Origin of the sequence: Streptomyces sp. NPDC059895, assembly GCF_042731035.1 — a bacterium.
Classification (GTDB): Bacteria; Actinomycetota; Actinomycetes; order Streptomycetales; family Streptomycetaceae; genus Streptomyces.
Genome location: NZ_JBHWKO010000027.1, coordinates 101,995 through 114,228 on the forward strand (window position 1 = coordinate 101,995; position 12,234 = coordinate 114,228).

Consider the following 12,234-nt stretch of genomic DNA (forward strand, 5'->3'; position numbering starts at 1 on the left):
TCCGCCTCCGCCCCCGTTCCCGCCTCCACCTCCACCTCCGCCTCCGTTCCCGCCTCCACCTACACCTCCGCCTCCGTCTCCACCCTCACCTCGCACCGCAGCCTCCGCCCCGCTCCGGCCTCCCGCACCGGCCCGGTCAGGGTCAGGCGGGCCGTGTGGCGCACGTCCGCGCTGGACGCCCCCAGCCGCAGTTCCAGCGCCCCGGGTTCCACCACCCGCCGGCCCGCACGGTCGGTGAACGCCGACAGGTCGGTGTGGAAGCGGAAGGTCACGCGGGCCGACCCGCCGGGTTCCAGCGCGACCCGCTGGTAGCCGACGAGCCGTACGTCGGGCCGGGTCACGCTCGCCACCGGGTCGTGCAGATAGAGCTGGACGACCTCGGCGCCCGGCCGGCCGCCGGTGTTGCGGACGGTCAGGGACAGGTCGTACGAGCCGTCGGTGCCGATCTCCGCGTCCGGGACCTCGGCGTCCTCCCACGCGAACGTCGTGTACGACCTCCCGTACCCGAACGGGTACAGCGGCGTCGGGTCCAGGCTGCTGACCTCGTCGGCCAGGCCCAGGGGCGGCTGGAGGTACGTCCACGGCTGGCCGCCCACCACGCGGGGCACGCTCACGGGCAGCCGGCCCGAGGGGTTGACGCGGCCCGACAGCACCCCCGCGACCGCCGGGCCCCCCTCCTCGCCGGGGAAGAAGGCCTGGACGACGGCGCCCAGCCGGCCGTGCCAGCGGCCGAGGGCGTAGGGGCGGCCGGTCAGCAGGACCAGGACCACCGGGACGCCCGTCGCCACGAGGGCGTCCAGCAGCTCGCCCTGGACGCCCGGCAGGCGCAGGTCGGCCACGTCGCAGCCCTCGCCCGAGGTGCCCCGGCCGAACAGGCCCGCCCGGTCGCCCAGGACGGCCACGCACACGTCCGCCTCGGAGGCCCTCGCCACCGCCTCCTCGAAGCCCGACCGGTCCGGGTCGGAGACCGGGCAGCCCTCCGCGAACGTCACCTTGGCGTCGGGCAGCTCGGCCCGCAGGGACCCCAGCAGCGTGGGGATGTCGATGCCCAGGTCCACCTCGGGGTGGTGGGTGAGGACATGGGAGGGGAAGGAGTAGCAGCCGAGCATCGCGAGCGCGTCCGCCGCCCGGGGGCCCACGACGGCGACACGGCTGTCCGGGGGCAGCGGCAGCAGGCCGTCCGGGTTGTCCAGCAGCACCACCGACTCCTCCGCCAGACGGCGGGCCACGGCCCGGTTGGCCGCCGAGTCGGGGTGGGCCGGCACCGGCTGGGCCGGCTCCGGCCGCCAGTCCGGGTCGAGCAGGCCCAGTTCGCACTTCTGGAGCAGGACGCGGCGGGCGGCCCGGTCGACCAGGTCCTGCGGGAGCAGCCCGTCCCGTACGGCCGCCACGAGGGCCTCGCCGTAGTACTTCACCGTCGGCAGCTCCACGTCGATGCCGGCCTCCAGGGCCAGCCGGGCCGCCTCCGCCGGGGTGCCCGCAACGCGGTGCAGGGTCTGGAGGAAGCCGATGCCGAAGTAGTCGGCGACCACCGTGCCGGTGAACCCCCACTCCTCGCGCAGGAGAGCGGTCAGCAGCTCCGGGTCGGCGGAGGCCGGGACGCCGTCGCGTTCCGTGTAGGCGGCCATCACCGAGCGGGCCCCGCCCTCGCGCAGCGCCATCTCGAACGGCGGCAGCGTCACGTCCGCGAACTCGCGGGTGCCCGCCCGGACGGGCGCCAGGTTGCGGGCGCCGGCTGAGGAGGCGTACCCGGCGAAGTGCTTGAGCGTGGCGACGACCCCGGCCGACTCCAGGCCGCGCACATAGGCCGCGCCGACCGTGCCCACCAGGTACGGGTCCTCGCCGATCGTCTCCTCCACCCGCCCCCAGCGCGGATCCCGTACGACGTCCAGGACGGGCGCGAGGCCCTGGTGGACGCCGACGGCGCGCAGGTCGCGGCCGATCTGCCGGGCCATCTCCTCCACCAGCGGCGGGTCGAAGGCGGCGCCCCAGGCGAGCGGGACCGGGTAGGCGGTGGCCCGCCAGGCGGTGAAGCCGGCCAGGCACTCCTCGTGCGCGACGGCGGGGATGCCGAAGCGGCCCGCCTCGGTGATCCTGCGCTGGGCCAGGGCCAGGGCGCGGGCACCGACCGCCGGGTCCACGGGGGCCGTGCCGAAGGAGCGGGTGAGCTGGCCGAGCCCGCGGGTGATCAGTTCGGCCCAGTCGTAGTCGGCGGTCATGTCGTGCTGGTGCGGGGCGACTCCGTCGCCGTCCGTCGCGGCGCCGACCCACACGCCGTACAGCTGGGCGGTCTTCTCCTCGAGGGTCATCCGGGAGAGGAGGTCGTCGACACGGGCGGCGGCGGGCAGGGCGGGGTCGCGCCAGGGGGCGGTGGTCATGAAACTCCTGTCAGAGGTCGGTGAGCCACCGGTCGGGGACCGATCGTGCGAATGTTTCGATATACATGTCGAATGTTCCGGGAACCTAAGGCCCGGAGAAGGGTTCGTCAAGAGGCCGTGCGGGGATACGATCGCCGCCATGACACCCTCGGAGCCCGCGCGGACGCGGACGGAAGACCGGCTGACACGGCGTGCGGCGGGGCAGACCGCGACCCTCGCGGAGATCGCCCGCGAGGCCGGCGTCTCGGCACCGACTGTTTCGAAGGTCCTCAACGGCCGTGCCGATGTCGCGCCCGGGACCCGCGCCCGCGTCGAGGAGCTGCTGCGCGCCCACGGCTACCGGCGCCGGCGCGCCGAGGCGACCCGCTCGCCGTTGATCGACCTGGTCTTCCACGAGCTGGAGAGCGCCTGGGCCATGGAGGTCATCCGGGGCGTCGAGAACGTCGCGCGGGACGCCGGGCTGAGCGTCGTGCTGAGCGAGAGCGCGGGGCGGCTCACGCCGGGGCGGACCTGGGCCGACCAGGTCGCCGCCCGTCGCCCGCACGGCGTGGTGCTCGTGCTGTCCGGGCTCGACGAGTCCCAGCGCGCGCTGCTGACCAGCCGGTCCATCCCGTTCGTGGTGATGGACCCGGCGGGCGACCCGGGGGCGGACGTGCCCTCGATCGGCGCCACCAACTGGCAGGGCGGGCTCGCCGCCACCCGGCACCTGGTCGAGCTGGGGCACCGGCGGATCGGGGCGATCAGCGGACCCGCGCAGATGATGTGCAGCCGGGCCCGGGTCGACGGCTACCGCGCGGCCCTGGAGACGGCCGGTCTGCCGGTCGACCCGGGACTGATCATGACCGGTGACTTCCACCACGAGACCGGCTACCGGCTCGGGCGCGAGCTGTTCGCCCGCCCCGACCGGCCCACCGCCGTCTTCGCCGGCAACGACCTCCAGGCCCTCGGCTGCTACGAGGCCGCCCGCGAGCTGGGCCTGCGCATCCCCGAGGACGTCAGCGTGGTCGGCTTCGACGACCTGCCGGTGGCCCGCTGGGTGGGCCCGCCCCTGACGACCGTGCGGCAGCCGCTGACCGAGATGGCCGAGGCGGCCGCCCGGCTGGTGCTGGAGCTGGGGCGGTCGGAGGAGGCACCGGCGGCGACCCGGGTGGAGCTGGCGACCAGTCTGGTGGTGCGGACGAGCACGGCGGCGCCGCCGGTGGCCTGAAGGTGACGTATTGACGGGTGGGGAGGACGCCTCCACACTCCTCCGAAGTCAATCGGTTACACGACCGAAACTTTCGGAGGCCTGTCATGAGATCCTCCGCACCATCCTTCCGCCGCCGTCTGGCGGCCCTGTGCGCCGGCGCCGCGGCCGTCGGCGCCCTGCTCACCGCCGGTTCCACGACCGCCCACGCGGCCGACGAACCGCTGCGCGACCTCGCCGCCGCCCAGGGCAAGGTCATGGGCACGGCCGTCACCGGCTCCAAGCTCACCGGCACCTACGGGGACATCGCGGGAGGGCAGTTCAACTGGCTCACCCCCGGCAACGCCATGAAGTGGGGCTCGGTCGAGCCGACCCAGGGGACCTTCAACTGGGCCGAGGCCGACCAGATCGTGGACTTCGCCGAGGCCCACGACCAGGAGGTGCGCGGCCACACCCTCGTCTGGCACAGCCAGAACCCGAGCTGGCTGACCAACGGCAGCTGGACGTCCGCCCAGCTCGCCACCCTGCTCCAGGACCACATCACCACCGAGGTCGACCGCTACGAGGGCCGCGTCGCCGCCTGGGACGTCGTCAACGAGCCCTTCAACGAGGACGGCACCTACCGCTCCACCCTCTGGTACCAGGGCCTCGGCGCCGACTACATCGCCGACGCCCTGACCTGGGCGCGGGCCGCCGACCCGGCCGCGAAGCTCTACATCAACGACTACAACGTCGAGGGCGTCAACGCGAAGTCCACCGCCCTGTACGACCTGGTCAAGTCGCTGAAGGAGCGGGGCGTCCCGATCGACGGCGTCGGCCTCCAGGCCCATCTGATCCTCGGCCAGGTGCCGACCACCCTCCAGCAGAACATCCAGCGCTTCGCCGACCTCGGTGTCGACGTGGCGATCACCGAGCTGGACATCCGGATGCAACTGCCCTCCGACAGCGCCAAGCTCACCCAGCAGGCCGCCGACTACAAGGCGGTCATGAACGCCTGCCTGGCGGTGACCCGGTGCACCGGCGTCACGGTGTGGGGCTTCACCGACTCCGACTCCTGGATCCCGAGCACCTTCCCGGGGCAGGGCGCGGCGACGCCGTACGACGAGAACTTCGCGCCGAAACCGGCGTACTACGCGATCGTCGAGGCGCTCGGGGGCACCACGACGCCGCCGACGGGCGCGTGCACGGCGGTGTACGGCGTGACCAGCCAGTGGAACACCGGCTTCACCGGGCAGGTGCGGATCGCCTGCTCGGGGGCGGCGCTGTCGTCGTGGAAGGTGAACTGGACGTACGGAGCGGGGCAGCAGATCACGCAGGCCTGGAACGCGAGCTGCACCCAGTCGGGGGCGGCGGTCACCTGTTCCAACGCCTCGTACAACGCGACGGTTCCCGACGGCGGTTCGGTGACCTTCGGCTTCAACGCGTCGTGGAGCGGGAGCAATCCGGTGCCGACGGTGACGCTGGGGTGAGGGCACCGAGGGCGCTCCGGGAAGTCTGAGAGTCTCCGAAGCAATCCCTCACAGTCCGCTCATAATCCAAACTTATGTTCCTCCCGTGACGGGACATGACGCGAACGCACACGTGCACGGACAGCGGGGCCGGCGGTCCGGAGTGCTCAGGGCCGTCGGCCTCACCCTCGCGGCCACCCTCGTCCTGGGCGCCGCCGCGGCGGGCTGGGTGTACTGGCACCTCAACGACAACATCACGGGCGTCGACCTCGACAGCGCGCTCGGCGACGACCGTCCGGCGCGCGCGGTGACCACCCCGTCCCCGTCCGGCACGGCCTCGGCCGCCCCGCTGCCCACCGGGGCCCTCAACATCCTGGTCCTCGGCTCGGACTCGCGCAGCGGAGCGGAGAACCAGGAGCTCGGCGGCGGCGACAGCGCGGGCGCGCGCTCCGACACCGCGATGGTCGTCCACCTCGACGCCGGCCGCACCGGCGCCACCGTCGTCAGCATCCCGCGCGACACCCTCGTCACCCGCCCGTCCTGCCCGCTGCCGTCCGGCGGTTCGACGGCGGAGGCGTACGGCGTGATGTTCAACACCGCCTACGCGGTGGGCGGCCCGGTCTGCGCGGTCAAGACCGTGGAGTCGATGACGAACGTCCGCATGGACCACTTCGTCGAGGTCGACTTCTCGGGGTTCGCGAAGCTCGTGGACGCGCTCGGCGGCGTGACCGTCACCACCGAGGAGGACATCGACGACGAGGACAGCCACCTGCAGCTCACGGCCGGGACCCACCGTCTCGACGGCACCCAGGCGCTCGCCCTGGCCCGCACCCGGCACGGCGTCGGCGACGGCAGCGACCTCGGCCGCATAGGCCTCCAGCAGACCCTGGTGAAGGCCCTGCTGGAACAGATCTCCGCCACCGACCTGCTCACCAGCCCCACCCGGCTCTACTCCGTGGCCGACGCGGCCACCGCCGGCCTCACCACCGACACCGGCCTGGACTCCCTCGCCGAGCTGACGGAACTCGCCCAGAGCCTGAAGGGCCTGTCGTCGGCGCACGTCACGACCGTCACCCTGCCCGTGGTGACCGCGCCGACGGACCCCAACCGGGTGGTGCCACAGGAACCGGCGGCGACCGACCTGTGGGAGTCGCTCGTACAAGGGTGACGTGCGGCGGGCGGTCCGGCGACCGCCCCCGAGGGGCGCGGGGAACTGCGCGACCAGCCCCCCACCTGCCGCGGCCGGCAGCGTACGGAATCCCCACCCGCAGCCAGGGGGTGCCACTGGCCTGCCGGTCAGGTGACCGGCGTGAAGGGGCGCGGGGAACTGCGCGACCAGCCCCCCACCTGCCGCGGCCGGCAGCGCACAGCACCCCCACCCCGGAACCGCCCGATCCCCACGGCACCCCCACCGATCACCCGGCAGAGCCACCCCCACCGTTCACCCGGCGGAGCCACCCCGCACCGGCCGCCCGATCAGCATCGTCGGTGCCCCCGCGACCCGCGTCAGGAACACCGTCGCCGCGTTCGGCCCCTGCGGCTTCACCTTCTTGCGCAGTTCCTCCGGCTCCACCGCCGACCCGCGCTTCTTCACCGTCAGGATCCCCACCCCCCGCTCCCGCAACAGCGCCTTCAGCTTCTTGACGTTGAAGGGCAGCCGGTCGGTGATCTCGTAGGCGGTGGCGTACGGCGTGGGACGCGCGTCGTCGGCGGTGACGTAGGCGATGGTCTCGTCGATCAGGCCGCCGTCCACCTCCCGGGCCACCTCGGCCACCAGGTGCGCCCGGATGACGGCGCCGTCGGGCTCGTAGAGGAAGCGGCCGACGGGGCGGACGTCGGGGTCGGGCAGCCCGGAGCCGAGGAGCGTGCGCGGGCCGGGCAGCAGGGTGGCGCGGACGGCGCCCGGCGTGGTCCCGAACCACAGCACCGCCTCCTTCACGTCCCCGCCGTCCGAGATCCACTCGGCCTCCGCCTCGGCGGGCACCGCCTCGTGCGGGATGCCGGGGGCGACCTTCAGCGCGGCGTGCGGAGCCCGCAGAGCGGCCGAGACCGCCCAGGACAGGGGTGGCGAGTAGGCCTCGGGGTCGAAGACGCGCCCGCGCCCTCCGCGCCGCGCCGGGTCCACGAACACGGCGTCGTACCCGGCCGTGTCGACGTCCGTGACGTCGGCCTCCCGCACCTCGATCAGCTCGCTCAGCCCCAGGGCCGCGGCGTTCTCCCGGGCGACCGCCGCGGTCAGCGGGTCGCGGTCCACGGCGAGGACCCGGATCCCGGCGCGGGCGAGCGCGACGGCGTCGCCGCCGATCCCGCAGCACAGGTCGGCGATGGAGGTGACGCCCAGTGCCCGCATGCGCCCCGCGCGGTGGGCGGCGACCGTGGCGCGCGTGGACTGCTCGACCCCGTGGGGCGTGAAGAACATCCGCTCCGCGTCCCGCGCCCCGAACTTCGCCACCGCCCGCTGCCGCAGCCGCGCCTGCCCGAGGGCGGCCGAGACGAGCTCGGCGGGGTGGTCGCGGCGCAGCCGGGTGGCGACGGCGAGTTCGTCCGCGGGGGCGGTGTCGCGTACGGCGTCGAGGAGGGCGCGGCCCTCGGGGGTGAGGAGGGGGGCGAGGTCGTTCACCGGCTCATTGTGGGCCAGTCGGTGGACGGTGCGCGTCCGCCCGCGGTGCCGGGCGGGGTGTCGGGCGGGGTTCGCGGGGCGGGACTGCGAGGATCCGGCGCCATGGGATCAGTCGTACAAAACGATAAAAAGGCGGTGCGGCGCATGAGGATCCGGGGCGGCATCGCCGTCCTCGCCCTGACCGCCATCGCCTCGGGCTGCGCACAGGGCGGCTCGGGCACCGCCGGAAGCCGTCCCGCCCCCGGCCAGGAGGCCGGACAGGCGCCGTCGGAGCGCGCCCTGCGCTCGTACGCCGACCAGCTGCGCGCCGACCACGCGGCCCGGGCCGCCGCGGCGGAGCGCTGGGGCCTGCGCGAGGTCCCCCTGGCCGCGCCCGCGCCCCCCGCCCGGAAGCCGCACATCACCACCCGCGACGGCTTCGAGGTCGACGACCACGAGGACCTCGGGCTGCCGCCGGTCTTCACCCGCGTCCCCACCAAGGACAAGGTCGTCTTCCTCACCCTCGACGACGGCGCCGAGAAGGACCCGGCGTTCCTGCGCATGATGGCCGAGCTCAGGATCCCGTACACCGCCTTCCTCAGCGACTACCTGGTCAAGGAGGACTACGGCTACTTCGAAAGGATGAAGGCCGCGGGGGTCGGCCTGAACAACCACACCCTCCACCACCCCTACCTGCCGAGCCTGTCGTACAAGCGCCAGAAGCAGGAGATCTGCGGCATGCAGGACGTGATCGAGGAGCGCTACGGCGAGCGCCCCGCCCTCTTCCGGCCGCCGTTCGGGAACTACAACCGGGCCACCCTGCGTGCCGCGAAGACCTGCGGCGTGCGGTACGTACCACTCTGGAGCGAGGAGGTCTTCGTCGACCGCTGGGAGTACCGCGAGTGGGACCGCGACCTCCACCCCGGCGACATCGTCCTGAGCCACTTCCGCGGCCCGGACGACTGGAAGGGCACCATGCCCGACATGATCCGCCGGTTCCTGAACAAGGTCACGGAGAAGGGATACGCGGTGGCACGCCTGGAGGACTACCTGTGAGAACGCGGGGGCCGCTGGCCGTACTGCTGATCCTGGCGACCCTGACCGGCTGCGCCCAGTCCGTCGACCCGATCGAACGGCTGGGCAAGAAGGCGGCGGAGCGGGTCCGCCCGCACGGCCCGGACGCCGGGCCGCCCCACCGCCGCTGGGGCCTGACGGCCCCCCTGGCCCCCGCGCCCGCCCGCCCGTCCCGCCCCCTGGGCCCCCGGTCCGGCAGCCCCGGCGGTTCGGCCCTCCCGCCGGTCGTCGACCACGTCCCCACCCGCGACAGGGTCGTCTTCCTGACCTACGACGACGGCGCCGAACGCGACCCCCGCTTCGTCGACATGGTCCGCGACCTGCGCCTCCCGGTCTCCATGTTCCTCACGGACAGCGTGGTGGGCCCCGGCTACGGGCACTTCGCCCGCCTGCGCGCCGTCGGCGCGAGCCTGCAGAACCACACCCTCGACCACGCCGCCCTGCGCGGCCTGCCGTACGCCGGCCAGCGCGCCGAGATCTGCGGCCAGCAGGAGAAGCTCCGCGCCCGCTTCGGCGTCCGCCCCCGCTTCTTCCGCCCGCCCTACGGCAGGTACGACACCACGACCCTGCGCGCCGCCGCGGACTGCGGCATCACGGCGGTCGTCCTCTGGCGCGCCGCCATGGGCCCCGCCGACCTCACCTACACCCACGGCACGCACCGCCTCCGTGCCGGCGACATCATCGCCGTCGACCCGGACGAGTCCCTGGGCCCCACCCTGCGCGAACGCACGACCCGCCTGCTGCGCCGGATCCAGGAACAGGGTCTGACGGTGGCGCGGCTGGAGGACTACGTGTGACACCGGGGGAGTTCGGCGGGTCCACACCTGCGCGTCGAACACGAGGAAGAGCCCTCCGGTCACCGCCCGTACGAACACCGGCCCGTCCGGGGTGCCCCCTCCGCTCTTCGAGGCCCCCTTCGTTCGGGGAAATGCGCGCCGCGCCCCGCCAGATTGGCACTCCGCTTGACCGAGTGCTAATCGCAGTCATAGTCTCAGCTCTGGCACTCCCCCTAGGAGAGTGCCAACAACGCGACGGGCAGGTCCGGCACCCGCGACGACGGATCGACCTGGTCGCCACCTCAGACAGTTAACCCCGTGAGATCTCCGAAGGGGGAGGTCGGATCGTGACGACCGCCAGCTCCAAGGTTGCCATCAAGCCGCTCGAGGACCGCATCGTGGTCCAGCCGCTCGACGCCGAGCAGACCACGGCCTCTGGCCTGGTCATCCCGGACACCGCGAAGGAGAAGCCCCAGGAGGGCGCCGTCCTCGCCGTGGGCCCGGGCCGCTTCGAGAACGGCGAGCGCCTGCCGCTCGACGTCCAGGTCGGCGACGTCGTCCTGTACAGCAAGTACGGCGGCACCGAGGTGAAGTACAACGGCGAGGAGTACCTCGTCCTCTCGGCTCGCGACGTCCTCGCGATCATCGAGAAGTAGTTCACCCGAGCACATTTGATGCTTGAAGCTGCGCCCCTGGCCCCCGCGACCACACAAGAAGCCGGGCGCCCGGGGCGCAGTGTCTTTTTCACCCACAGATTTCCGAGAGGGCTCCCGCTGTCATGGCGAAGATCCTGAAGTTCGACGAGGACGCCCGTCGCGCCCTCGAGCGCGGCGTCAACAAGCTGGCCGACACGGTCAAGGTGACGATCGGCCCCAAGGGCCGCAACGTCGTCATCGACAAGAAGTTCGGTGCCCCCACCATCACCAACGACGGTGTCACGATCGCCCGCGAGGTCGAGATCGAGGACCCGTACGAGAACCTCGGCGCGCAGCTGGTGAAGGAGGTGGCGACCAAGACCAACGACATCGCTGGTGACGGCACCACCACCGCCACCGTCCTGGCCCAGGCGCTGGTCCGCGAGGGCCTGAAGAACGTCGCCGCCGGCGCCTCCCCCGCGCTGCTGAAGAAGGGCATCGACGCCGCGGTCAAGGCCGTCTCCGACGACCTGCTCGCCTCGGCCCGCCCGATCGACGAGAAGTCCGACATCGCCGCCGTGGCCGCGCTGTCCGCCCAGGACCAGCAGGTCGGCGAGCTCATCGCCGAGGCCATGGACAAGGTCGGCAAGGACGGTGTCATCACCGTCGAGGAGTCCAACACCTTCGGTCTGGAGCTGGACTTCACCGAGGGCATGGCCTTCGACAAGGGCTACCTGTCGCCGTACTTCGTGACGGACCAGGAGCGCATGGAGGCCGTCCTGGAGGACCCGTACATCCTCATCAACCAGGGCAAGATCTCCTCCATCGCCGACCTGCTGCCGCTGCTGGAGAAGGTCATCCAGACCAACTCCTCCCGGCCGCTGCTGATCATCGCCGAGGACGTCGAGGGCGAGGCCCTGTCGACCCTGGTCGTGAACAAGATCCGCGGCACCTTCAACGCGGTCGCGGTCAAGGCCCCGGGCTTCGGTGACCGCCGCAAGGCGATGCTGCAGGACCTGGCCGTCCTCACCGGCGCCACCGTCATCTCCGAGGAGGTCGGCCTCAAGCTCGACCAGGTCGGCGTCGACGTGCTCGGCTCCGCCCGCCGTGTCACCGTCACCAAGGACGACACCACGGTCGTCGACGGTGCCGGCAACACCGAGGACGTCACGGGCCGCGTCGCCCAGATCAAGGCCGAGATCGAGAACACGGACTCCGACTGGGACCGCGAGAAGCTCCAGGAGCGCCTCGCGAAGCTGGCCGGCGGCGTGTGCGTGATCAAGGTCGGCGCCGCCACCGAGGTGGAGCTGAAGGAGAAGAAGCACCGTCTGGAGGACGCCATCTCCGCGACCCGCGCCGCGGTCGAGGAGGGCATCGTCTCCGGTGGTGGCTCCGCGCTGGTCCACGCCGTCAAGGTCCTCGAGGGCAACCTCGACAAGACCGGCGACGAGGCCACCGGTGTCTCCGTCGTCCGCCGCGCCGCCGTCGAGCCGCTGCGCTGGATCGCCGAGAACGCCGGCCTCGAGGGCTACGTCATCGTCTCCAAGGTCGCCGAGCTCGAGAAGGGCAGCGGCTACAACGCCGCCACCGGCGAGTACGGCGACCTGGTCAAGGCCGGCGTCATCGACCCGGTCAAGGTCACCCGCTCCGCCCTGGAGAACGCCGCCTCCATCGCCTCCCTCCTCCTCACGACCGAGACCCTGGTCGTCGAGAAGAAGGAAGAGGAAGAGCCGGCCGCCGCGGGCCACAGCCACGGCCACTCCCACTGACCCACGTCAGTATCGCGAGGCCCGGCGTCCCTTTCGGGGGGCGCCGGGCCTCGGCGTCGCCGCCACGCCCCTCGGCTCCGGGCGCGACGGGCCGAAGACCCTGTTCAGCCGTCCGGGCGACGTAGGTGAGGGCCCCGTACCCGGGCGTTCGGGGTACGGAGCCCCGGTGGAACCTCGCGGGCTACCGCCCGAGTACCCCCAGCTGCTCCAGCAGACCCGCCCGGTCGTACTGCCACCACGCCTCGCAGATCATGCCGCCCCGGAACCGGTGCCAGGGGAGTGTCGAAAAATAAGTCCTTGGTCTTGGCGTGGTCATGAGCTCGCGAGATCGCGCCCGGCGATCGCGGCAAGTTGTTGGGCCGTGGTCAC

At 72.7% G+C, this 12,234-nt stretch carries 9 protein-coding genes; 7 read left to right on the forward strand and 2 right to left on the reverse strand.

The genetic code is table 11. The features are described 5' to 3' along the window. Positions 1 to 59: 59 nt before the first annotated feature. Positions 60 to 2,378 carry a glycoside hydrolase family 3 N-terminal domain-containing protein gene (locus ACFV9M_RS27140; protein ID WP_385066770.1) on the reverse strand — a complete coding sequence of 773 codons (2,319 nt, stop codon included), beginning with the start codon at positions 2,376 to 2,378 and terminating at the stop codon, positions 60 to 62. Between the two features lie 139 nt (positions 2,379 to 2,517). Between ACFV9M_RS27140 and ACFV9M_RS27145 the strand changes: the two genes are divergently transcribed. The 3 genes from ACFV9M_RS27145 (at position 2,518) to ACFV9M_RS27155 (ending at position 6,180) form a co-directional block, all read left to right on the forward strand. Next, positions 2,518 to 3,585, forward strand: a complete 1,068-nt coding sequence (locus tag ACFV9M_RS27145) for a LacI family DNA-binding transcriptional regulator (RefSeq protein WP_385066773.1) — start codon at positions 2,518 to 2,520, stop codon at positions 3,583 to 3,585. 86 nt (positions 3,586 to 3,671) lie between these two features. After that, positions 3,672 to 5,033 carry an endo-1,4-beta-xylanase gene (locus ACFV9M_RS27150; RefSeq protein WP_385066775.1) on the forward strand — a complete coding sequence of 454 codons (1,362 nt, stop codon included), beginning with the start codon at positions 3,672 to 3,674 and terminating at the stop codon, positions 5,031 to 5,033. Positions 5,034 to 5,118: 85 nt separating this feature from the next. Next, a complete protein-coding gene (locus tag ACFV9M_RS27155; RefSeq protein WP_385066778.1) occupies positions 5,119 to 6,180 on the forward strand; it encodes an LCP family protein in 1,062 nt (353 codons plus the stop codon). A gap of 273 nt (positions 6,181 to 6,453) precedes the next feature. Here ACFV9M_RS27155 and ACFV9M_RS27160 read toward each other — a convergent pair whose 3' ends face one another. After that, on the reverse strand, positions 6,454 to 7,632 hold the full coding sequence (locus tag ACFV9M_RS27160) for a methyltransferase domain-containing protein (RefSeq protein WP_385066781.1): 1,179 nt from the start codon (positions 7,630 to 7,632) through the stop codon (positions 6,454 to 6,456). Positions 7,633 to 7,734: 102 nt separating this feature from the next. Here ACFV9M_RS27160 and ACFV9M_RS27165 point away from each other — a divergent pair, with 102 nt between their 5' ends. The 4 genes from ACFV9M_RS27165 to groL all read left to right on the forward strand — a co-directional run bounded on the left by ACFV9M_RS27165 (position 7,735) and on the right by groL (position 11,865). Further along, complete coding sequence (locus tag ACFV9M_RS27165; protein WP_385066782.1) at positions 7,735 to 8,667, forward strand: polysaccharide deacetylase family protein; 933 nt, start codon at positions 7,735 to 7,737, stop codon at positions 8,665 to 8,667. Next, the gene (locus ACFV9M_RS27170) at positions 8,664 to 9,482 is read left to right on the forward strand and encodes a polysaccharide deacetylase family protein (RefSeq protein WP_385066784.1); all 819 of its coding nucleotides are present in this window, start codon (positions 8,664 to 8,666) and stop codon (positions 9,480 to 9,482) included. Before ACFV9M_RS27165 ends, ACFV9M_RS27170 begins: the two co-directional genes overlap by 4 nt. A 326-nt stretch (positions 9,483 to 9,808) precedes the next feature. Further along, on the forward strand, positions 9,809 to 10,117 hold the full coding sequence (groES, locus tag ACFV9M_RS27175; RefSeq protein WP_385066786.1) for a co-chaperone GroES: 309 nt from the start codon (positions 9,809 to 9,811) through the stop codon (positions 10,115 to 10,117). Positions 10,118 to 10,239: 122 nt separating this feature from the next. Beyond that, complete coding sequence (groL, locus tag ACFV9M_RS27180; RefSeq protein WP_385066789.1) at positions 10,240 to 11,865, forward strand: chaperonin GroEL; 1,626 nt, start codon at positions 10,240 to 10,242, stop codon at positions 11,863 to 11,865. The last annotated feature ends 369 nt before the right edge of the window (positions 11,866 to 12,234 follow it).

Excerpts from the sequence above, each read along its gene's own strand:
- groL (WP_385066789.1), top strand. The coding sequence starts at position 10,240 with ATGGCGAAGATCCTGAAGTTCGACGAGGACGCCCGTCGCGCCCTCGAG.
- ACFV9M_RS27145 (WP_385066773.1), top strand. The coding sequence starts at position 2,518 with ATGACACCCTCGGAGCCCGCGCGGACGCGGACGGAAGACCGGCTGACA.
- ACFV9M_RS27150 (WP_385066775.1), top strand. The coding sequence starts at position 3,672 with ATGAGATCCTCCGCACCATCCTTCCGCCGCCGTCTGGCGGCCCTGTGC.
- ACFV9M_RS27165 (WP_385066782.1), top strand. The coding sequence starts at position 7,735 with ATGGGATCAGTCGTACAAAACGATAAAAAGGCGGTGCGGCGCATGAGG.
- ACFV9M_RS27140 (WP_385066770.1), bottom strand. The coding sequence starts at position 2,378 with ATGACCACCGCCCCCTGGCGCGACCCCGCCCTGCCCGCCGCCGCCCGT.